The sequence below is a fragment of the Flagellimonas lutimaris genome, from assembly GCF_003581615.1.
In the GTDB taxonomy this organism is placed as follows: Bacteria; Bacteroidota; Bacteroidia; order Flavobacteriales; family Flavobacteriaceae; genus Flagellimonas; species Flagellimonas lutimaris.
In genome coordinates this window covers 953570-977388 of record NZ_QXFH01000070.1, presented here as the reverse complement: position 1 = coordinate 977388, position 23819 = coordinate 953570, and the positions used below count along the sequence as shown (strand labels likewise).

Genomic DNA, 23819 nt, shown 5'->3' with positions numbered 1-23819 from the left:
AAGCCCATCCAATCGGACGGGCTCTTTCACTAATATAAATCTATTTTCTAATGGTTGAGTTCTTCTTCGTTCTCCTGAAGCGGAACGTTTTGCGGCACAAAATCCTGCCCTGCAATAATGTACTCACCATTCTCATAAGTTTTACTGTAATCGTATGCCCAACGATAAACGTGGGGAATTTCTCCTGGCCAGTTTCCATGAATGTGCTCTTGTGGAGTTGTCCATTCCAATGTATTTGAACTCCAAGGGTTAACCGGTCCTCTTTTACCGTAGAATATGCTTGAAATAAAGTTGTAAACGAATATCAACTGTGCCAAACCTGCGATAATAGCGAATACCGTCATTAAAACTTGAACGTTTGTCAACTCATCGAACATTGGGAACGCCGTGTTTTCATAATAACGACGCGGTACCCCTGCCATTCCCACAAAGTGCATTGGGAAGAATACCCCATAGGCACAGACTGCGGTAATCCAAAAATGGACATAGCCCAAGTTCTTGTTCATCATACGTCCTTGGAACATTTTCGGGAACCAGTGATAAACACCGGCAAAAAGTCCGTAAAGTGCGGATATTCCCATAACCAAGTGGAAGTGCGCAACAACGAAGTATGTATCGTGAACATTAATATCCAGAGTACTATCACCCAAAATGATTCCCGTAAGACCTCCGGTAATGAATGTTGATACCAAACCAATGGAGAACAACATAGCTGGGTTGAGCTGCAGATTACCCTTCCAGAGTGTAGTGATATAGTTAAATGCCTTTACCGCTGACGGGATTGCAATCAATAATGTTGTAAATGTAAATACAGATCCCAAGAAAGGGTTCATACCAGATACAAACATGTGATGTCCCCACACAATTGTAGATAGAAACGCAATGGCTAAAATAGATGCTACCATCGCCCTATATCCAAAAATTGGTTTCCTTGCGTTTGTCGACATAACTTCGGACGTAATACCCAAAGCTGGCAACAATACAATATATACCTCCGGGTGGCCCAAGAACCAGAATAAGTGCTCGTACAATACTGGAGAACCTCCTTGATAATGTAGTACTTCACCTTGGATAAAGATATCTGACAAGAAGAATGAAGTTCCAAAACTTCTATCCATAATCAACAACAAAGCTGCTGAAAGCAATACTGGGAAAGAAATAACCCCTATAATTGCTGTTACAAAGAACGCCCAGATTGTCAATGGCAAACGCGTCATGGACATTCCTTTTGTTCTAAGGTTGATTACTGTAACAATGTAGTTCAAAGATCCCAACAAAGAGGAAGCGATGAATATAGCCATGGATACTAGCCAAAGGGTCATACCCAAACCAGAACCTGGCTGTGCCATCGGCAATGCACTCAATGGTGGATAAATAGTCCATCCAGCAGCGGCCGGTCCGGCTTCAACAAACAAACTGCTAACCATTATGGCCGATGAAATGAAAAACATCCAATAAGAAACCATGTTCAAAAATCCAGAGGCCATATCCCTAGCCCCAATTTGCAATGGAATTAATAGGTTACTAAAAGTACCACTCAGTCCTGCGGTTAAAACGAAGAACACCATTAGAGTACCATGAATGGTAACCAATGCCAAATAGATGTCGGCATCCATTACACCATCTGGTGCCCACTTGCCCAATACGGTTTCAAAAATCGCAAAGGATTCGCCTGGCCAAGCCAATTGCATTCTAAATAGCAATGACATGGCTATTCCAATGAATCCCATAATCAGACCAGTGATGAGATATTGCTTAGCTATCATCTTATGGTCCTGACTGAAAATGTATTTTGTTATGAAAGTTTCCTTATGGTGATGTCCGTGATCATCGTGGTGGTCATCGTGACTTACATGGGCTACTTCAGACATATTCCAATTAATTTTTTCGTTATTCTTTTTATTTGTTATTCTTCCGAAGTTCTCTCTTCCAATTCAACATCAACACCATCTTCTGTGTTGAATGCTTGTTCTTCCTCTTCATCCACCATAACGGTTTCTTTGAAAGATTTTTGCTCCGCAAGCCATTTATTGAACTCTTCTTCGGTTTCCACTATAATCTTCATCTGCATATTATAGTGTGATTTTCCACATATTTTGTTGCACAACAAAACGTAATCAAACTCCCATGGGTCAGAATTAGGTCTCCCTTCAGCAGCCCATTCTGCCCTTAGGGCATTGGTCCTTTTTACCTTGTCAACAACATCAGGATTCAAGCGCATCTCTTCTGTTGTTATCGTGGGGGTGAAAGAAAATTGTGTAATCATTCCAGGAACACAGTTCATTTGAGCTCTAAAGTGAGGCATATATGCAGAGTGCAATACATCTTGAGACCTCATTTTAAAGTTCACTTTTCGTCCTACAGGCAAGTGCAATTCTTTTACAATGATATCATCTTCGGCATTGGGGTCAGATTCGTCCAAACCAAGTACATTGGCATTAGCAATATCAATCAACCGAACATTGGCTTCGCCAAGTACGTTATCTTCTCCACTATATCTGGCTGTCCAATTAAATTGTTGGGCATATAATTCCACCACTAAAGGGTCGTCATCCTCATTGATATCCATAATATTGGTCCAAGTGTACAATCCCCAAAGAATCAAACCTGCCAATACAATTACTGGAATAATGGTCCAGATAAACTCTAACCTATCATTATCTGCAAAAAACAAGGCCTTTCTTCCTTTTTGCCCTCTGTACTTATAACCAAAGTAGTGCAGTAGAGCCTGGGTAATCGTTTGAACAAAGAAGATAATACCCATGGAAACCAACATCAATTGGTCGTATTCACCACCATGTTCAGATACAGCTTCTGGCAAAAGCATTTTGGAATACTTGGCGAAACTGAAAATCGTGATTCCATAAATGAAAATCAGAAAGGCAAATAAAAGGTACCCATTGTTCTTGTTATCGGAATCGTTGGCTATCTCAGCGCGCTCTGTTTTAGTTTGCGATAATTCAAAAATCTTGGTCATCTGCCAAATAGCGATCGCAACTAATACTAAAACAGTGAATGTTAATAATGCAGTCATCGTTTATCTATCTAAGACTTAAATCGTTTAATAATGAAAATGTCTACTCTCTTCAATAAATGGGTTTCTTTTGGGTTGTAATGGGGCTTTTGTTAAAGCTGTAAACACCCAGAACACAAATAAACCTCCAAAGAATAAAATACCGCCAATCTCAGGCAATCCAATATACCATTGATCACCAACCGTTGCAGGCATTACCATATTAAATATATCCAAATAGTGGCCAAAAAGAACCACAATACCGGTCATTATCACAAACCAGTTAACACGTTTATAATCACTGTTCATGAGTACCAATAATGGGAAAACAAAGTTCATGACCAACATACCAAAGAATGGTAATTTGTAATCTTGGAAACGGGCTATGTAATAAGTCACCTCTTCAGGTATGTCTGCGTACCAAATAAGCATAAACTGTGAAAACCAAAGGTAAGTCCAGAATATACTGATACCAAACATAAACTTGGCCAAATCGTGGATATGGCTATTATTTACATCCTCTAAATATCCTTTTGATTTCAGGTAAACGGTTACCATGGCAATTACTGTAATACCAGAAACAAACATACTGGCAAACACATACCATCCAAACAAGGTACTAAACCAGTGTGGATCCAAGCTCATAATCCAGTCCCATGACATCATGGATTCTGAAATTAGGTAGAATACCAAGAAGGCCGCTGACCATCTAAAGTTTTTCACAAAGTTGCTATTGTCATCGGACTCATCTTGAGCTAAAGAAAGTTTTCTTGAATATTGACGATAGAAAATCCATCCACCCAAGAATATAGCAGCTCTTATCAAGAAAAAGGTTGGGTTCAAATACCCTGCCTTACCTTGTAATAATTCGTCGTGAGCTACGGTATCCGCATCCATCCAAACAAACATATGGTTCATGTGCAATGACGAAAGCAATAGAATGACAAATACAATAATACCGCCAGGAATCAAATATGCGGTTATTCCTTCCATGACTCTAAACAATAATGGGGACCATCCTGCTTGTGCTGCTCGTTGTATAGCATAAAAAGCCAACACGCCCAAAGCGATCATAAAGAAAAAGAATGCAGCTACGTAAAGTGCGGACCAAGGTCTGTTTTGCAGTTGGTGCAACAAATGCGTATCGTGAGAAGAATCGTGCTCTTCTCCATTCGCGGTTTCTGCACCGTGACCCTGTTCTTCGCCATGGTTTTCGGCTGCTTCTGCATGCCCTCCACCATGACCATCGTCATGCACTGCCACCATGGCCTTGGCTTCTTCCACTGTTGATGGAGCTGACAAAAAACCAATTGCCAAGAAAATAACTCCAAGCCCCATGGCTATGAAAGATCCTATTCTAAGTTTGTTTGAAAAGGTATACATAGTTTATTCTTATCCTATTATTTTGTTAGGTCTTCCTTTAACTTCATCACATATTCGGACACTTGCCACATTTCTTTTTCATTGGCGAACTGAGAGGCATAAGACCCCATGGAGTTCAATCCATAATAAATAGTGTGATACGTAGTTCCAATTGTAATATTTCTGGCTACATCATCATAGCTAGGAACACCCAATATTTTTTCTCTCTTTACAAGATTACCTTGTCCATCTCCTTTTGCTCCATGGCATACAGCACAATAAATTGCATAGAGCTCTGCTCCTTTTGCCAAATTTTCATCGCTTTCCAAGGAATCCAATGGGCTTGTATTCAATCTTGCTAGTTCTTTACCTTCCGGAGTGTTTTCGAACTCATAGGGCATGTATCCTCTTGAGATGGTGTGTTCTGGGGGCAACAAGGCCTCAGTCCCTTGCGGAAACAACCCATTGTCCACACCTTGGTAGGTTTCATATCCTACGGGTTCGTACATGTTTGGCATGTATTGGTAGTTTGGACTGTTTTTATCTGCACAAGAGGCAGCAAACAGTACCAAAACCAAAGCAACACTTATTTTACCTAATTGCTTCATATTATTAAGACTCCTTTTCTGTAACTTTTACTTCCACCGCTCCTGTTTCCCACAACAAATCGGCAAGTTCGTTTTCGTTATCGTGCACACCAAGTTCCATTAAAAAATGGTCATCAGTTGTTCTTTTATCCGGGTTTTCGGCTTTTTTGAACGGCCACATTTTACTTCTCAAATAAAAAGTTATCACCATTAAGTGAGCTGCAAAGAAAACCGTAAGCTCGAACATAATTGGAACAAAGGCCGGCATGTTGTCCAAGTAAGTAAAACTCGGTTTACCACCAATATCCTGTGGCCAATCCTCAATCATGATATAATTCATCATAACTATGGCAACCGTTAACCCCAAACATCCATAAAGGAAAGATGTAATAGCTATTCGGGTGTCGGCCAATCCCATTGCCTTGTCTAGACCGTGAACAGGAAACGGAGTGTACACCTCTTCTATATGATGGTGCTCTGCCCTAACCTTTTTTACGGCATGCATCAACACATCGTCATCGTTGTAAAGTGCTTGTATAACTTTTGATGCCATAATTATTTTTTATCGTTTAACAACTTTGCCTGACCAGCCCAATCGTCCCGTTGCGCACGCCCTGGGAACCTTCCGGTAATCGAGTCTAACAACTCATACTCCTTTTCGGTCATTCTAGCGACCTGTGCATAGGTAAATATGCCTATTTCGTTCAAGGTACGCTCCATTTCGGGGCCAACACCTTTTATCTTTTTCAAATCGTCCGGGGTTTCTGTAGCCGCGTCAAAAGTACCAATGGAACCGAGCAACTCGGAAACTCCTACTTTATCACCAACAGTCGGCTTGGGCTCCCCCATCAAAACGTCATCGGTTATGGGCTCATCGTAGCTCACAACTTTGTTGACATTCGATGGCATTTCATAGAGAGGTTTACCAGCATCCCTTAATTTCTTGTATTTCTCACCAGATGCTTTCAAGATGGATTTTACCTCTGCCTGTGCAATTACCGGGAATGTTCTCGAGTACAACAGGAACAGTACAAAGAAGAATCCAATAGTTCCTATAAAGATTCCGATATCCACAAAGGTCGGGGAGAACATAGTCCAAGAAGATGGCAAGTAATCCCTGTGCAATGAAGTAACGATAATTACAAAACGCTCGAACCACATACCTATGTTCACCACAATAGAAATAAAGAATGAGAACATAATGCTGGTACGCAATTTTTTGAACCACATAAATTGTGGAGAGAATACATTACAGGTCATCATGGACCAGTAAGCCCACCAATAAGGCCCTGTTGCCCTGTTCAAGAAGGCGTACTGCTCATATTCAACTCCTGAATACCATGCAATGAACAACTCTGTGATATAGGCACATCCAACAATGGAACCTGTAATCATGATTACAATGTTCATCAACTCAATATGCTGTACCGTGATGTAAGCTTCCAAGCTACACACCTTACGCATAATGATCAAAAGGGTGTTCACCATTGCGAAACCAGAGAAAATTGCTCCGGCAACAAAGTATGGCGGGAAGATGGTGGTATGCCATCCTGGAATCACCGAGGTAGCAAAGTCAAAAGATACAATGGTATGTACAGAAAGCACCAAAGGTGTGGCCAAACCAGCCAATACCAAGGAAACTTCCTCAAAACGCTGCCAATCTTTTGCACGACCTGTCCAACCGAAACTCAACAGACTGTATATTTTCTTTTGGAATGGTTTTACCGCTCTATCACGGATCATAGCAAAATCGGGCAAAAGACCCGTCCACCAGAATACCAATGATACAGAAAGGTACGTTGAAATCGCAAATACGTCCCAAAGCAAGGGCGAGTTAAAGTTTACCCAAAGGGAACCAAATTGGTTAGGAACGGGGAGTACCCAATAAGCCAACCAAGGACGTCCCATGTGAATAATCGGGAACAATCCAGCTTGGATAACCGAGAAAATGGTCATCGCCTCTGCAGAACGGTTAATGGCCATTCTCCATTTTTGACGGAAAAGCAACAGTACAGCTGAAATAAGTGTACCTGCGTGACCAATACCTACCCACCATACAAAGTTGGTGATATCCCAGGCCCAGTTAACAGTTCGGTTAAGACCCCAAACCCCAATCCCCGTGGAAACGGTATAAATGATACATCCTAGACCCCAGAGGAATGCCACTAATGCAATGGTGAAAACAATCCACCATTGTTTATTGGCCTTTCCCTCAACCGGACGGGCAATGTCCACTGTTACATCGTGGTATCCTTTGTCTCCGACCACTAAGGGCTTTCGAATAGGTGCTTCGTAATGCGACGCCATAATTTATCTTCTAGTTACTTCTTTTTTTATTGATTAAGCCTCGTTGGTGTTTCTAACTTTCACATGGTAGAACACATTTGGTTTTGTTCCTACATGTTCCAACAAATGGTACATTCTATCATCCTCTTTCAATTCCGCTACCTTACTGTCATGGTCATTAACATCACCAAACACCATGGCTCCACTGCTACAAGCTGCTGAACAAGCGGTTTGGAACTCACCATCTTTGATGACTCTTCCATCTCTCTTAGCATCCAAAATGGTTTTTTGGGTCATTTGAATACACATAGAGCATTTCTCCATAACACCTCTTGAACGCACATTTACATCTGGGTTAATAACCATTTTACCCAAGTCGTTGTTCATGTTAAAGTCAAACTCGTCATTGTCACTATACAAGAACCAGTTGAACCTACGAACTTTATACGGACAGTTGTTAGCACAATATCTTGTACCTACACATCTGTTATAAGCCATATGGTTTTGACCCTGTCTACTGTGCGATGTGGCAGCTACTGGACAAACCGTTTCACAAGGAGCATGGTTACAGTGCTGACACATTACAGGCTGGAAAGCCACTTGTGGATTGGCAGACGGATCTTCCATCTCCCTAAATCCTCCAAGAGAACCTTTGTCCCCCCAAAGACCATCCATTTCTTCCTTCTTCTCATTATCTCCTTCAAAGGTCTCCTCAGAAGAATAATATCTATCTATTCGCAACCAGTGCATATCCCTGGAACGACGCATTTCTACTTTACCAACAACAGGAACGTTGTTCTCAGCATGACATGCTATAACACAAGCACCACAACCGGTACAAGCATTTAAGTCGATGGACAAGTTAAAGTGATGCCCTATACTTCTATCAAACTCATCCCACAAATCCGCATCGGGTGAAGTCACAGGTATTTCATTGTGATTCAAAGTTACATGCGGCATTGGGTTCCACTCTTGGTGGTCTTTGGTATTGAAGATTTCCAAGGTAGTCTCCTTGATAATATCACCTCTACCCATCAATGTTTTTTGAGATTGCACACAGGCAAACTCATGTACTCCAGAAGCTTTTTCAACAGTTACAGGCTGTACATCGGAGAAGTTGCCATACAATGTGTAAGCATTAACTCCTGTCGCCATCTCTTCCTGCATTCCAGCTTTTTTACCGTAACCGAAAGCAAGTCCTACAGTTCCTACCGCCTGACCTGGCTGAACGATAACCGGTACGCCTTCCAACACTTTTCCATCAACGGTAAGGTTCACATAACTACCATTAAGTCCGCCATCGGCTTCAATCGTATTTTCAAGACCCCAAGATTGAGCATCAGCTTTGGAAACAGTTACATAGTTGTCCCAAGAAACCCTAGAAATAGGATCAGGAAATTCTTGCAACCAAGGGTTGTTGGCCTGGCGACCATCACCCATTCCCGTTTTGGGATAAAGAACGAGCTCTGTTCCTGGACTTGTCGAATTCACCAAAGAACGAACTGCAGAGGCAATTGGAACTATTTCTGGCTCCTCCTCAGAATCAGTGGCAGCTACTGTTTCCTCCTCAACAATCATAGCCGGTGCGGCAAACACACCATCTTGCAATGCTTTGTTCCAAGATCCACCTTGAAGCACATCCGCACTCCAAGTTTCTTTAATGTATTCGTAATATGTTTTCTCGATGCCCATCCATGTTAAAAGTGCTGTTTGAAACTGTTTTGTATCAAACAACTCACGAATGGCAGGTTGCATCAAGCTATATTCTCCTTTTTTGAATTCGGCATCACCCCAAGACTCCAAGTAATGTGAAGCGGCGGCAACGTAGCTGGATGCTTGCGCAGTTTCATCATTAATGTAAGCAAAGTCAACCGATACATCCACTTGCCCTAACCCAGAAAGGAACTCCTCTGCGTTAGGTAAAGTATACGCAGGATTAACACCATCCATAATCAATGCACCTACACGACCTGCATTCATATCAGCAATCAACTTGCCCATTTTTGCAACATCGCCTTGACGTATATATTTTGGTTTTTCGGCATCAAAAGCTTCACTGGCCAACAATTTGTTAATGGCCAATACAACAGTCTGTACGTTTTCGTCATTAAGACCACTCACCACAACTGCTTTACTTCCTGCCCTTCTGATTTCAGCCGCAACTTTATCAACAGCCTCATCAACATCAGAAGTTCCACCACCAACACTACTGCCGTTCAATTTGCCATACAATTTGGCAAGGGCAATTTTTTGTTGGGTTGGCGTCATCGGGTATCTCTTATCTGCATTGGCACCTGTCAGAGACATATTAGATTCCAACTGAACATGTCTGGACATTTTTCCATTTTTGGGAACACGACCTTTGGCATAACCTGAGTCGTATCCACCACCTTGCCAATCACCTAGAAAATCAGCCCCGAAAGAAACAATCAAATCCGCTTTCTCGAAATCGTAATCCGCCAAGGCACGTTCACCGTAAGCTTTTTGGTATGCATTCAATGCAGCATCTTCGGATATAGCGTCGTAAACCACATGATTTACATTTTCTCCGTAGGCCGCTTTAAACTCAGAAATCAATTTGGTAGTCGAAGGACTAGCATAAGTTTGTGTCAGCAGCACTACTTGCTTACTAGAGCCTTTCAAAGCATTCAGCTTTGCTTTAACCGTAGCATCCAACACCTTCCATTCAACTGGCTCACCATTGGCCATCGGCCCTTGAACCCTTTTACTATCGTACAATGATAAAACAGAGGCCTGCACCCTTGCATTGGCACCACCATTAATTTTAGCATCGGTATTGTTTTCAATTTTGATAGGCCTTCCCTCCCTGGTCTTCACCAAGATGCTGGCAAAATCAAAACCATCCGCAATGGTAGTGGCGTAATAATTGGCCACACCGGGAACAATATTGTCCGGCTGCACCACATAAGGAATGGATTTATGAACTGGGCCTTCACACGCAGCAACCGTAGCCGCCGCCGTACTGAAACCTACATATTTCAAGAAATCCCTACGGGATGTGTTCGAGGAAGACAAGTTTTCCTTGTCGCCCAAAAATTCATCAACGGGAATCTCTTCTGTAAACTCGTTGTTTCTTAGCGCCTCAACAATGGAATCGTTCGGATTCAACTCCGCTTCACTTTTCCAATATTTCTTGTTTGATGCCATACGATATATCTGAGATTATCTTCTTTTAATTCTTAATAGTGACACTTACCACATTCCAAACCGCCCATCATGGCAGCAGTCAATTCCTCAACACCATACTTCTTGGACAATTCCTCATGGATTGCTTCGTAGTATGCATTGCCCTTAACCTTAACATTGGTCTCGCGGTGACAATTGATACACCATCCCATAGTCAATGGAGCAAACTGCTCTACTATCTCCATTTCCTCAACCGGACCGTGACAAGTTTGACACTCAACACCGGCTACAGAAACGTGCTGGGAGTGGTTGAAATAGGCAAAATCTGGCAATTGATGGATTCGAACCCACTCCACTGGTTGTGAATCACCCGTGTAGCTCTGGTTTTCCTCATCCCATCCAACTGCTTTGTATAATTTTTTGATTTCTCCAGTATAGAACTCATTAGTATACCCGTTAGCCAAATCTTCTGCCGACGGCCCTTCTGGATTACCCGCATACTCATAAATTGATTTATGACAGTTCATACAAACATTTAAGGAAGGTATACCTGAAGTTTTGGACACTCTTGCTGAAGAGTGACAATATTTACAATCAACATTATTATCACCAGCATGAATCTTGTGTGAGAAGTGTATAGGCTGAACAGGGGCGTAACCTTGATCGATTCCCACTTGCATCATCCACCCATAAGCAAAATATGCACTTGCCAAAAGCAGGAACACCACACTCACCAAAACCAAGAACTGGTTTTGAACAAATGCTTTCCATAACGGCAAACGCTTTTCCTTTTCCTGCTCAAGAACAACCCCATTGGCCTCTGCAATCCTACGCAAAGTCTTATTCACTAAAATGAGCATAATCACCAAAAGAGCAAAAACCAAGGCCAAGGCCCCAAGAATCATCTCATTGGAAATACCCGAACTGGAACCCGTTGTATCCCCACCAGCAGAAGTTGCCGCCGTTGCAGCAGCAGGCGCAGGTGGTGGCGCGGCAGTATAAGCCAAGATATCATCAATGTCCTGATTGGACAATGTTGGAAAAGGCGTCATTGCTGCTTGATTGTACTCTGCGTAAATTTTGTTGGCATAAGCATCTCCAGAAGAAATGACTGCAGGGCTGTTTTTGATCCATGCATAAATCCATTCCTTATCCAACCCTTCGTCTTCTGCCAACCTTGCCTCCACATTGACCAAAGCAGGACCCGTCATTTTGCGTTCCAAAGCATGACATGCAGCACAATTCTGATTAAAAAGCTGTTTCCCTTTAGCAGGATCTCCTCCAGCGGCATCAGCAGTTTCTTCCGTAGCTACGTCAGTGGCAGCTTCGGCTTCTTCCTGTGCATAAAAAGATGTGGAGAATAGTAGGAGAGTTAAACCTAAAACTTTAGAAAATAGATGGCGGTATAAAACCTTTTTCATATTCATTAAATTTCTATCGAAATCTTTGGTACGATTCTTTCTATTGAGTTTGAGAGCAATAGCTTTTTACCCTACCAAGAATGGCAACAAAAGTAAGACATACAGGTATTTTTTGAAATGTTAAGGTATTTATAACTTATAATTTATAAAGATTCTAAATAACTTTGCCCCGACTTGGTTATCTTAATATAATCTACATTTGCAATAAGCGCAAACAATACAACACTGGAACAATATGAAAACCACAGTATTTACAGCAATTTTAATTGGTTTGGCTACCCAGATTTCCGCCCAGGACGCACAAGTGACCATTCAACAAGATTCAAAAATTGATGAATTGGTAAAACTTTATACCAAGGTTCATGCTAATTCTGGATTTTACCAAATTCAGGTTGGTTTTGGAAACTATAAGAAGGCACAAGAGTTATTAGATCAGGTAGAGGTTGATTTTCCTACTTGGTATTCTAAAATTGAGTTTGAATCACCAACATATCGAGTAAGACTAGGTAGGTTTAAAACTAAATTGGAGGCTGAACGAAAGTACCTCGAGGTCCGAAAAAAATATCCGGATGCCATGCTCCTCAAACCTGAAGAAAAAGAATCCAAATCATAAAAAAATCCCGCTTTTCGAGCGGGATTTTTTATTTGAATACATATTAACTTTAGCTGTTACAGTTTTTTCTTGACCGCAACTTCCTGGAAGGCTTCAACAATGTCCCCTTCTCTTATATCATTATAGTTCTTGATCTGAAGACCACAGTCATATCCTTTGGATACTTCTTTAACATCGTCTTTAAATCGTTTCAACGAAGCCAATTCTCCGGTGTATACTACCACACCATCCCTGATTAACCTAATACGTGAATTCCTGAATATTTTACCACTGGTAACCATACAACCTGCAATGGTTCCAATCTTGGAAATCTTGAATGTTTCCCTGATTTCGGCGTTACCGGTAATTTCTTCTTTCATCACTGGGGACAACATTCCCTCCATGGCATCCTTCAGGTCATTTATCGCATCATAGATGATGGAGTATGTCCTGATATCGATTTCTTCTTTATCTGCAATGGTCCTGGCGTTACCCATTGGCCTTACATTAAACCCTATAATTATCGCATCGGAGGCACTTGCCAACAATACATCAGATTCAGTAATAGCACCAACTCCTTTGTGAATAATATTCACTTGGATTTCGTCTGTAGATAATTTCTGGAAGGAGTCGGTCAACGCCTCTACAGAACCATCCACATCACCTTTAAGGATAATGTTCAGTTCTTGGAAATCACCCAGTGCGATTCTTCGTCCAATTTCATCCAAGGTAATATGACGTTGCGTCCTTACCGATTGCTCACGCTGCAACTGCGAACGTTTTGCTGCAATCTGCTTTGCTTCACGCTCATCTTCCAATACATGGAACCTATCACCAGCCTGAGGCGCCCCATCCAATCCCAAAATAGAGATTGGCGTAGATGGACCAGCACTTTCTATATTTTTCCCTCTCTCATCTTGCATAGCCTTGACCTTACCACTACAGGTTCCGGCCAACACATAATCTCCGATATTCAAAGTACCGGTCTGCACCAAAATTGTGGACACATAACCTCTACCTTTATCTAAGAAAGCTTCTACCACAGTTCCCATTGCCAATCTATCTGGATTCGCTTTGAGCTCTAATAGCTCGGCTTCCAACAAGACCTTTTCCAACAACTCGGGCACTCCCTGCCCAGTCTTGGCAGAGATATCCTGGGATTGAACTTTCCCCCCCCAGTCTTCCACCAACAAATTCATGCTGGCCAAGCCTTCTTTAATCTTATCAGGGTTTGCCGTAGGTTTATCTACTTTATTGATTGCAAATACAATAGGAACTCCCGCTGCTTGTGCATGACTTATCGCCTCCTTAGTTTGAGGCATAATATCATCATCCGCAGCAATAACGATAATAGCAATATCGGTTACTTGGGCACCACGCGCTCGCATAGCGGTAAACGCTTCGTGACCTGGTGTATCCAGGAATGTTATTTTTTGCCCATCTTCCAAAGAAACACCATAGGCTCCAATGTGCTGGGTAATCCCACCACTCTCACCTGCGATTACATTCTCTTGACGGACATAATCCAATAAAGATGTTTTACCGTGATCTACGTGACCCATTACTGTAACAATCGGCGCTCGAGGCTCCAAATCTTCCGGAGTGTCCTCCACTTCCTCGATGGTTTCCTCGATTTCCGCAGTTACAAACTCTACTTCATAACCAAATTCATCCGCAACAATGGAAAGGGTCTCGGCATCCAAACGTTGGTTCAACGTTACCATGATACCCAAGGACATACAGGCCGAAATAATCTGGGTCGTAGAAACATTCATCATGGTAGCAAGCTCATTGACCGTAACAAATTCGGTAACCTTGAGGATTTTGCTCTCCATCTCCTGTTTCTCAAGATCTTTTTCCGTCTGTTGACGGTGCTGATCTCTTTTCTCCCTTCTGTATTTCGCCCCTTTTCCTTTACTGGATTTCCCTTGAAGTTTTTCAAGAGTCTCCCTTACTTGTTTTTGTACTTCTTCTTCGGTAGGCTCAACCTTGGGTGCGGTAGAACGTTGTCCTTTTCTTCCCGCTGCTGCTCCTCTGTTATTACGACCACCTCCAGATTGCGGGCCACTTTTAACAATTCTTCTTCTACGTTTCTTACGCTCCCCACCATCAGAAGAACCTCCTTTGGATTTTTGACTATCCTCCTTCTTCTTTTTAGCAGGTTTTTTGAACTGCGAAAGATCAATTTTATCACCAGTAATCTTTGGCCCTGAAAGCTTTTGATATTTGGTTTTGATAGTTCCAGACTCAGTGGCCTCTTCAGAACTTTCTTTACCTTCCTCCTTTGCTTCTGTTGGTTTTTCTTCTTCCTGTTTTGGCTCTGCCTGTTTTGGTTCTGCCTGTTTTTCTTCGGCTGAAACTTCAGGTTTTTCTTCTTTTTGGGCTTTTACAGGTTCTGGTATGGAAGCTTCTACTTTTTTCGGCTCTTCTTCCTTGACTTCTTTGGGCTTATCAGACTTTTTATCCAAATCTATTTTACCCACGGTTTTAGGTCCGGCCAGTTCAGCTTTAGCCTTGACTACTTGTTGCTCTGCCTCTCTTTTCTCCTTGGCCAACCTGCGCTCCTCCTGTTCCTTTTCCATTCGGATTCGGATAGCTTCCTTCTCCTTGCGCTTTTCTTCACCAACTTCCTTGGAAGCGACCTTTTTACTCTTATCCGTTTGGAACTCATCCAACAGAACTTGATACACCTCATTGGATATCTTAGTGGTAGGCCGCGCCTCTACCTCATGCCCTTCCGAGGAGAGGTAATCGACTGCCCTATCCAGTGAAATGTTCAATTCTCTGAGAACTTTGTTAAGTCGTATTGTTGGATTTTCTGCCATAAATAATTTTACTTGCCCTAAATTTTCGCTGCTAATATAAGCCTAATCTTCAAATTCTTCCTTGAGGATGCGAACGACCTCTTGGATTGTTTCTTCTTCAAGATCGGTTCGTTTCACCAAATCTTTCACATCTTGTTCCAAAACGCTACGTGCGGTATCAAATCCAATCTTCTTGAATTCTTCGATCACCCAGCTTTCTATCTCATCGGAAAACTCGGTCAATTCCACATCTTCTTCAACGCCTTCACGGAACACATCTATTTCATAACCAGTCAATTGACCAGCTAATCGTATGTTATGCCCACCTCTACCAATAGCCTTGGAAACCTCTTCGGGCTTTAGGTATACTTGAGCTGTCTTTTTCTCATCGTTCAATTTAACGGATGATACCCTAGCAGGACTAAGTGCTCGGGTAACCATTAATTGCGGATTGTTTGTCCAATTGATTACATCAATATTCTCGTTGCCCAATTCACGAACAATTCCATGGATACGAGATCCCTTCATACCCACACAGGCACCTACAGGATCAATTCTATCATCATAAGAATCCACTGCCACCTTCGCTTTTTCTCCTGGGATACGGACTGCCTTTTTAATGGTGATCAATCCATCGAACACTTCAGGGATTTCCTGGAAGAACAATTGCTCCAAGAAAATAGGAGATGTTCTGGACATAATGATGGCCGGCTTGTTTCCTTTAAGCTCTACACTCTCAATAATTCCACGTACGTTGTCCCCTTTACGGAAAAAGTCGGATGGAATCTGCTTCTCTTTTGGTAGAATGATTTCATTTCCTTCATCATCCAACAAAATTACGGCACGGTGTCTAATGTGATGTACCTCAGCAGTATAAATTTCACCTTCCAAATCTTTAAATTGCTTGTAGATGGTGGTATTATCGTGCTCATGAATCTTAGAAATCAAATTTTGACGCAATGCCAAGATCGCCCTTCTTCCAAGATCGATCAATTTAACTTCTTCCGAAACATCCTCCCCAACTTCAAAATCGGGTTCAATTTTTCTTGCCTCGGTCAAAGAAATCTCTTCATTCGGCTCTTCCACTTCGCCATCTTCAACAACGATTCGGTTTCTCCATATTTCCAAATCCCCTTTATCTGGGTTGATAATGATATCAAAATTGTCGTCAGAACCAAATTTTTTCTTGAGCGCACTTCGGAAGACTTCTTCCAAAATCGCCATAAGGGTCACCCTGTCAATAAACTTATCGTCCTTAAACTCCGAAAAGGATTCGATGAGCGCTAGGTTTTCCATTTTCTACTACAATTAAAATTTTAATTTAACTTTTGCCTCTTGAATGTCAGAAAATGCGATTTCCTGCTTTTTCTGCACTGTAACTTTTCCTTTACCCACGGGCTTTGGCTCGCGTGCCTTCCACTCCAAGGTAATACTATTTGTCGAGGTTTCTACCAGTGTTCCCTCCAATTCCCCAGAGCTGGTCTTCACCTTTAATTTTCTTCCAATATTTTTTTTATACTGACGTGGCAACCTCAATGGAGATGCAGCACCCGCGGATGTGACCTCAAGGGAAAAATCCTCTTCTTCACGATCCAGATTATGCTCAATGGCCCTGCTTACGTTCATGCAATCTTGAAGGCTTACACCTTCATCACCATCCAAAACCACTTTGATGCTATTATCTCCTCCAACAGTAAAATCAACTAAGAACAGGGAAGAATATTCCTCCAAAGCCTTGTTCAACAACGATTCCACTTTATCCTTTAACATAAGAAACCAGTAATAAAAGAGGGGACTCAAGGTCCCCTCATGAATACTTTAATATCCGTTCAGTTTTGCAAATATACAACAAATATTATCGCTTGTGCAACCCCTTTCAATACAAAAATTAAGCTTTCCACATCTATTTTTCAGTACATTATACATAGTCGAGGAACTAATGTGCGACCTCTATACCATTTGCCGAGATTATTATTCAATAAAGCAAAGTGACCTGAATAACATGGAGATTCCAACGAATTCATAGGGTTAACAATCGTTTTACCCCCTTTCACAACAAATATTTTGTACCGAAGACCTACCTTTTACTTTTGTTGTTCAATCAACAGAATACATGGGCATAACCTCAAATTCTACATGGTCAACAAAACCATTTACCCAGCCAGGCATGGTGCTTATTGCCTTCTTCTTATTGGGTACAATGGTTGCATTTTCGCAAACCACCATTTGGAGCGAAAATTTCAACAGCTATGGAAATGGGACCGAAAATGGAACTGCCACCGGACCTTCATCTTCTGGCTGGACCACTACTTTAACAGGTGATGTTTGGGTTCAAGGGAACCGCATTGAAGCCAATAATCTTGGTACGGAAGGAATCTGGCGAACTAACCCTATAAATATTTACGGATATGAGTCTGTTAACTTCAGTTTGGATGTGGCCACTCAGGCACAAACGCAACAATTTGAGGCAGGTACCGATTATTTTATTGGTGAATATCGCATTGATAGCGGTTCGTGGACCGAATTTGAAAATGCATCTGGAGATTCCAATCCTTCTGATCCGCTAAATTCATCTTATACGGTCAACCTCCCCACTGCAGGTTCAACACTTGAAATCAGAATACGATTTTACAATACTGCTGGCAACGAATACTACTACATCGACAATATAGATGTACAAGGAACCCTTAACCTTTGTAACGGAGAGGTCGACTTTGAATTCTACGACAGTTCTCCATCAGGCAGTACCGTGGATAATATACCTACTTCAGGCTTTCTAGGGTCTGGAACATTTACAAGTTTTGATGTCGACGCATTACAAAACCAAGAAGACCCTGGTGATACCAATAATTTTAGTATACGATATAGTGGATACATCCAAATAGACACTCAAGGTTCTTACACTTTTTACACCTCATCTGACGATGGTTCCAAATTATTTATTGATGGCACTGAAGTTGTCAATAATGATGGTGCCCACGGCAATAGGGAAAGGTCAGGAAATATTACATTAACTGCAGGATTACACGATATCACCGTACTATTTTTTGAAAATAGTGGCGGGGAAACATTGACCGTTCAATACCAAGGACCTTCCATTTCCAAACAGAACGTACCTTTTTCAAAATTGTATTCAAACTGCAGTATGGCCAGCGCTGATCTTGATGGTGATGGTATTGATGATGCAACCGATATTGACGATGACAACGATGGTATTCTAGATACCGACGAATGTGGAGGGGCCAGTGGAAATTTTGTCCAAACAGCAACTAACATTGCCTTTTTTACCAATCCTTCAAATGCAGAGGGCAGTCCAGGCACTTCTTATGCCGCCAACGCAGTTTACACCTACCAAGGACAATCGGAAATATTGCTACAGTTTGCCCAACCCATAACAGTGGGTACTTCGGTAAGTGTTTTTTTAGGTGCGGACCCTGCTGTTTCCAGCACAGATATGCAGATACAACGCTCTACAGCGGCAGGAGGAAACAATGGCTGGCTGGCTGGTGCAAATGGCACTACCCCTGGCTCCATTCGTGAAGTAACATTTACTGTGAACGGAAGTAGTTTACAGTATATTAAAGTAATAGCTTGGCAATTGGGCGCAAGAGTTTATGGTGCCAGTTATGGTGCCTCTGTGGATTGCACGACCGTGGATACTGACGGCGACGGCATTCCAAACTACCAAGATCTTGACAGTGATGGCGATGGCATTCCCGATAATGTGGAAGCTCAGACATCTAACGGTTACACTGCTCCATCAGGAAGCGATTCCGATAATGATGGCCTGGACAATGCTTACGAAACTGGCGGCTTATCCGCTGTTGACACAGATGGAGACGGAACTCCAGATTTTATGGATACCGATAGCGATGATGACGGAACCAGCGATACCAATGAGGCTACTTTGACCCTATCTGGTTCGGATAACGACAATGATGGACTGGACAATACCATAGATACAACAACCGGTTATGGTGACCCCGGAGGTGATATTGATGACCCAACAAATACAACAGGAGGCACATTAATGCTACCCGATTCGGATGGCGATCTAGGTTCTGGGGGCGATTTGGATTTTAGAGATGACACCGTAGATGCCAACGACCCACCATCCATTTCTGCAACAGGAGATCAAATATTTTGTCCTGGTGACACTATTCCCGTAGTAGAGACTGTAAGTATAACCGACCCCGACAGCAGTAGTTTGGATGCGGTATACATACAAATTACATCCAATTACGATGTTTCTGGCGATCTTTTAAGCTTAACGGGCACACATCCTAACATTACGGCAAGTTGGGATACATCAGAAGGAAGGCTTTTATTGAACGGTCCAGCTACATTGGCCGAGTTTGAAACTGCAATTGCCGCGGTCGAATTCCAAACTACGGCAACGGTAACCTCTGGGGATACCCGTACATTTTCCGTTGTATTGAACGAGGCAAATTACCTGGAATCAACAGGACATTATTACGAATATGTACCCTCTTTGGGGATTACTTGGACAGCAGCACGAGATGCAGCCGCCCTACGGACTTTTTATGGACTTCAAGGATATTTAGCTACTATTTCAAATCAGGATGAATCAGACCTTTTAGGATCACAAGCACCAGGTGCAGGTTGGATTGGCGCGAGCGATGCAGCTACCGAAGGAGATTGGTACTGGGTAACAGGTCCCGAAGCGGGAACTTTGTTCTGGAGAGGAACTGCAGGAGGAACTGCATTTGGATATGAATTTTGGAATACCGGTGAGCCAAACCAATCTGGAAATGAAGATTATGCTCATATAACAGCACCAGGGGTTGGATTGCTTGGATCTTGGAACGACCTTTCGAACACTGGGGCAGGTAGTGGAGACTACCAACCCAAAGGATATTTGGTAGAATATGGAGGAATGTCTGGTGATCCTGCGGGGCCAAACATAGCGGCCACGACTATTATTACAGTGGACAATGTTGCTCCTACAGCTAGTGCTCCTGCACCTTTAACGGTTTATTGTTCAGCCGATGTTCCAACAGCCGACATCACGGTTATTGGAGATGAAGCAGATAATTGCGACCCAAGTCCAACGGTAACTTTTATTGGAGATGTAAGTGATGGGGGGACAAATCCTGAAATTATAACCAGAACATATAGAGTTACCGATGCATCAGGAAACAGCTTGGATGTGGAACAGACCATTACCGTAAATCCATTTACCATATCTACACAACCTAGCGACCAAACTGTAGTGGTCGGCAATAATGGAAGCTTTTCGGTAGTAGCAACAAATGTAGATACCTATCAATGGGAAGTAAGCATGGATGGAGGCAGTAACTTTGTTGCCATTTCCGATGGTTCGGAATATTCCGGAACACAAACTGCCAATCTCACCTTGAATACTCCAGACTCCAATTACAACGGATACATTTACAGAGTACTCGTTTCCAACAGCAGTGGAACCTGTACACCGCTCACTTCTAATGAAGCAACCTTAACCATGAAAACGGGAAGAGTCATCACCAATAGAGGAGTAACTTTTAGAGTGAATAAAAATTAACTTTTTAAAAGACCTGCCAAAGCCATATTATTTTACTTGCCGGCTCCGTATAAGTTTTTAGGGTTCACATAGCAAAATTTAAAATTCATCATACCTTTATGGTATGGCCCTTCTTCGAAATCCGAAAACTGGATATTATATAAAACGCATCCTGCCCTTTGGGATTATTTGGCTGGTATTGAGCTGGTTTATCCTGCTCATTGAGTCCATGGCTACTGAATACCAGAATCAGCGACCTGAAACGGATATCACTATTACTTGGAACATTTTTCTGTTCGCCTCCCTAGCTGTTTTTCTCGTAGGTATTGCAATGGGTGCCGTGGAAGTACTCTGGTTGGGCAAACGATTCAAACGCAAAGCATTTTGGCAGAAGATTTTATACAAAATGGGGTTTTACCTCTTGTTTATGTTAGTCATCAACTTGGTAACATTTCCCATTGCAGCAAGTATTGAACTTAAGACTTCACTTTTGGATACCGAGGTATGGCACAAATTTTCCAACTACATTACCAGTACCACTTTTTTGAGCACCATGGTTTCGCTTGCCTTCAGTATATTCTTATCGCTTCTTTACTCCGGAATAAGCGAACATTTGGGACATAATGTGCTGCTCAACTTTTTCTCAGGAAAATACCATTCCCCAAAGGAAGAGTCGCGAATATTTATGTTCGTGGACATGAAGTCCTCTACCTCACTGGCTGAAAAACTGGGACACCAGAACTATTTTAAATTCTTACGTGATTATTACAACCAACTTTCGGATGCCATAATCCAATATAAGGGTGAAGTATATCAATATATTGGCGATGAAATAGTAATCACATGGGAACAGCAAAAGGGATTGAAAAACCAGAACTGCTTGCGCTGCTTTTATGCCATGAAAAAAAGTCTACATAAAAAGTCCACTTATTTCGAGAAAACCTATGGTATGGCACCGTCATTTAGGGCAGGGTTGCACATGGGTAAGGTAACCACAGGGGAAATTGGTGCCTTAAAAAAAGAAATCTTCTTTACCGGTGATGTTTTGAATGTTACAGCCCGTATCCAAAAGCTTTGTAAATCCTTTGACCGCGATTTAATTGTTTCCACACAGCTAGCGGAGGAATTAATATCCGATGAGTTAAGTTTTGAACCTTTGGGCAGCATCGAGTTAGAGGGCAGAAAAGAATCTTCAGAGCTCTTTGCCCCAAAACCGACCCCAGATGGTTTAATGGATTAATCTTGAGTCAAAAACTTAAATTCTTCCAAGTACTTGGTCTTCAATTCCAACTTTTCAGTTTCAAAGGCCAAAAGTTTACCACTATTTTTTGTAACTGCTCCATTGGTGGATTTTTCCACATTTTAATTCTGAGTTTCTACAATAGTTGGGCATTGCCCGCCTAAGTGCTTAATAAAGGCTTTTAAAAATGTCAAAAAATATATCTTTATCAATACAAGCGTATCAACAACTATACTCGCAATGTTTATTTTTATTTTGAAGTAATTCTCAGGTAATAACCATCGGGGTCTACAACACGGAAATCCGTTAATCCCCAACTTTGGGTTGTTAAAGGTACCTCCACAGGGTATCCACTTGCTTTGACCTTCTCGTAAACCTCGGCTACGTTATCCACTTCCAATACGATTTCCACGCCATATCCTTTTTGAATATTTTTTAGGTTGGGATTAAAATGATGGCCATCGGAAAGTTTACTTAGAGGGCCAATTCCAAAGATGACATTCCCTCTTTTTACTGGCTGATAGGAATAATTTATCTGCTTACCTTCCATTGTAAAGTCCAATATCCCGGTATAAAAATCCACCGATTTTTTCATGTCCGAGGTAAATAGCTCCAACCGTAAAGTCATACGCTCATCTTGGGCATTGTTGTTTCCAGTATTACAGGAATAGTTTAGAAAAAGTACAATGGATGCTATGGCTGTAGTCAGTCTCATTTTAATGGTTTATTTAATGATTGATGATAGAATTTTAATCAAAGAAGTTTAAATCCTAGTTGATTTAAAACCTCTGTATTTGACAAATATAGAGGGGATAAAATGGACTAATCTTAACCTACCTTAAGAAAATGGGACAATTGGAATTTTAGCAAAGACAGCTATAATTTAAAAATGCATTTTCATGCCTTCGTGGGTGGCCTTAAACCCAAGGGACTCATAAAAACGAATGGCATCTGGGCGCTTTTTGTCGGTTGTCAATTGCAATAAATGGGCGTTTCGTCCCTTCGCTCTTCGGATGGCCCAATCAAATATAATTTTACCTATTCCCAGACCCCGATGGTCCTTGTGCACGCGTACGCCTTCAATTTGTGCACGAATACCACCTTGGTAAGTCAGATAGGGAATGAATGTCATTTGAAAAACCCCGATGATCTGTCCAGTTTCGCTTTCAACCACGGTCAGTTCTTGGTTTGGGTCCGAATCGATTCGCTCAAAGGCATCATAATAAGTTTTGGGCAATGGTATGGTGTAATTTTCCCGTTTACTCCCCAAAGCATCGTCCGCAATCATTTCAACAATTGCAAGTACGTCCTTAGTTGTTGCTTTTCTGAAATTCATGATCTTTCCTGCTTATTCGATTTTTCAGTTGTGATGTCGTCTTAAGTGCTTTATCAATCCACTTTCATCATATTCAATGGACATGATTTGACCTGTAGTGTGTTCCACAATGGTATCCATGTGGTACGGTTTTACCTTGGCCCAGATTTTTATTTTGACAAAGGCAACATTGTTTCCCATCATAATATCCTCTATGGTTACCCGATGAAAATACACTTTGTTCTGTAGTTTGTCCACTAACCCCTTTTTGAACTCCGCTTTATCTTCGACAACCACACCGTATTTAATGTGCTCATCCTTAAAATCATCTGCAAAAAAGGAAAGAAAGTGATCAACATCATCAACAGTACTATTGGGTTGTTGTTTGGCACTGTAAGCGTTGATAAACAACGTTGTCCTGTCAATCAAATTTGTTTTTGTTGTATCCCTTTGTGTCGATGCAATTAGCATAAAAGCAGTACACAGGATTGTAAGGATGAATTTTGTCTTTTTCATGGCTTCCTATTAAGA

General features: G+C 41.8%; 18 protein-coding genes. 3 read left to right on the top strand and 15 right to left on the bottom strand.

Annotated elements, in window-relative coordinates:
• Window positions 1–47 precede the first annotated feature (47 nt).
• Genes D2V08_RS08825 through D2V08_RS08790 form a run of 8 tightly spaced genes read right to left on the bottom strand, consistent with a single transcriptional unit; the run spans window position 48 to window position 11816 of the window.
• Window positions 48–1871: a cytochrome c oxidase subunit I gene (locus D2V08_RS08825; RefSeq protein ID WP_119607662.1), complete on the bottom strand. Its 1824-nt coding sequence runs from the start codon at window positions 1869–1871 to the stop codon at window positions 48–50.
• 35 nt (window positions 1872–1906) lie between these two features.
• On the bottom strand, window positions 1907–3034 hold the full coding sequence (locus D2V08_RS08820; protein ID WP_119607661.1) for a cytochrome c oxidase subunit II: 1128 nt from the start codon (window positions 3032–3034) through the stop codon (window positions 1907–1909).
• A 27-nt stretch (window positions 3035–3061) separates the two neighbouring features.
• On the bottom strand, window positions 3062–4396 hold the full coding sequence (locus D2V08_RS08815) for a quinol:cytochrome C oxidoreductase (protein ID WP_119607660.1): 1335 nt from the start codon (window positions 4394–4396) through the stop codon (window positions 3062–3064).
• Between the two features lie 17 nt (window positions 4397–4413).
• The gene (locus D2V08_RS08810) at window positions 4414–4983 is read right to left on the bottom strand and encodes a c-type cytochrome (protein WP_119607659.1); all 570 of its coding nucleotides are present in this window, start codon (window positions 4981–4983) and stop codon (window positions 4414–4416) included.
• Between the two features lie 4 nt (window positions 4984–4987).
• Entirely contained in the window at window positions 4988–5515 is a 528-nt protein-coding gene (locus D2V08_RS08805) for a DUF3341 domain-containing protein (protein ID WP_119607658.1), read from the bottom strand.
• A 2-nt stretch (window positions 5516–5517) separates the two neighbouring features.
• Window positions 5518–7269: a helix-hairpin-helix domain-containing protein gene (locus D2V08_RS08800; RefSeq protein ID WP_119607657.1), complete on the bottom strand. Its 1752-nt coding sequence runs from the start codon at window positions 7267–7269 to the stop codon at window positions 5518–5520.
• A 33-nt stretch (window positions 7270–7302) separates the two neighbouring features.
• Window positions 7303–10416 carry a TAT-variant-translocated molybdopterin oxidoreductase gene (locus tag D2V08_RS08795; RefSeq protein ID WP_119607656.1) on the bottom strand — a complete coding sequence of 1038 codons (3114 nt, stop codon included), beginning with the start codon at window positions 10414–10416 and terminating at the stop codon, window positions 7303–7305.
• Window positions 10417–10448: 32 nt separating this feature from the next.
• Complete coding sequence (locus D2V08_RS08790) at window positions 10449–11816, bottom strand: cytochrome c3 family protein (RefSeq protein WP_119607655.1); 1368 nt, start codon at window positions 11814–11816, stop codon at window positions 10449–10451.
• 235 nt (window positions 11817–12051) lie between these two features.
• Between D2V08_RS08790 and D2V08_RS08785 the strand changes: the two genes are divergently transcribed.
• Window positions 12052–12429 (top strand): SPOR domain-containing protein, encoded by a 378-nt coding sequence (locus D2V08_RS08785; protein ID WP_119607654.1) that lies wholly within the window; start codon window positions 12052–12054, stop codon window positions 12427–12429.
• 56 nt (window positions 12430–12485) lie between these two features.
• Here D2V08_RS08785 and infB read toward each other — a convergent pair whose 3' ends face one another.
• The 3 genes from infB to rimP are packed head-to-tail and all read right to left on the bottom strand — an operon-like array spanning window position 12486 to window position 16982.
• A complete protein-coding gene (gene infB / locus D2V08_RS08780; RefSeq protein ID WP_119607653.1) occupies window positions 12486–15233 on the bottom strand; it encodes a translation initiation factor IF-2 in 2748 nt (915 codons plus the stop codon).
• 42 nt (window positions 15234–15275) lie between these two features.
• Window positions 15276–16508 (bottom strand): transcription termination factor NusA, encoded by a 1233-nt coding sequence (nusA, locus tag D2V08_RS08775; RefSeq protein WP_119607652.1) that lies wholly within the window; start codon window positions 16506–16508, stop codon window positions 15276–15278.
• A 12-nt stretch (window positions 16509–16520) separates the two neighbouring features.
• Window positions 16521–16982 carry a ribosome assembly cofactor RimP gene (gene rimP / locus D2V08_RS08770; protein ID WP_119607651.1) on the bottom strand — a complete coding sequence of 154 codons (462 nt, stop codon included), beginning with the start codon at window positions 16980–16982 and terminating at the stop codon, window positions 16521–16523.
• Window positions 16983–17325: 343 nt separating this feature from the next.
• Between rimP and D2V08_RS17485 the strand changes: the two genes are divergently transcribed.
• Together D2V08_RS17485 and D2V08_RS08760 are read left to right on the top strand one after the other, a co-directional pair.
• Window positions 17326–20754, top strand: coding sequence for a PA14 domain-containing protein (locus D2V08_RS17485; protein ID WP_220473389.1), 3429 nt, complete (start codon window positions 17326–17328; stop codon window positions 20752–20754).
• Between the two features lie 103 nt (window positions 20755–20857).
• The gene (locus tag D2V08_RS08760; RefSeq protein ID WP_119607650.1) at window positions 20858–21973 is read left to right on the top strand and encodes an adenylate/guanylate cyclase domain-containing protein; all 1116 of its coding nucleotides are present in this window, start codon (window positions 20858–20860) and stop codon (window positions 21971–21973) included.
• On the opposite strand, the gene D2V08_RS17650 is transcribed toward D2V08_RS08760, so the two are convergent.
• From D2V08_RS17650 to D2V08_RS08745, 4 genes are all read right to left on the bottom strand, one after another.
• Window positions 21970–22092 carry a hypothetical protein gene (locus D2V08_RS17650; protein WP_262696703.1) on the bottom strand — a complete coding sequence of 41 codons (123 nt, stop codon included), beginning with the start codon at window positions 22090–22092 and terminating at the stop codon, window positions 21970–21972. The two genes, D2V08_RS08760 and D2V08_RS17650, sit on opposite strands and share 4 nt — an antisense overlap.
• A 131-nt stretch (window positions 22093–22223) precedes the next feature.
• A complete protein-coding gene (locus D2V08_RS08755) occupies window positions 22224–22688 on the bottom strand; it encodes a VOC family protein (RefSeq protein WP_245980543.1) in 465 nt (154 codons plus the stop codon).
• Between the two features lie 168 nt (window positions 22689–22856).
• Window positions 22857–23309, bottom strand: coding sequence for a GNAT family N-acetyltransferase (locus tag D2V08_RS08750; RefSeq protein WP_119607649.1), 453 nt, complete (start codon window positions 23307–23309; stop codon window positions 22857–22859).
• 24 nt (window positions 23310–23333) lie between these two features.
• Window positions 23334–23804, bottom strand: coding sequence for a nuclear transport factor 2 family protein (locus tag D2V08_RS08745; RefSeq protein ID WP_147374083.1), 471 nt, complete (start codon window positions 23802–23804; stop codon window positions 23334–23336).
• Window positions 23805–23819 lie beyond the last annotated feature (15 nt).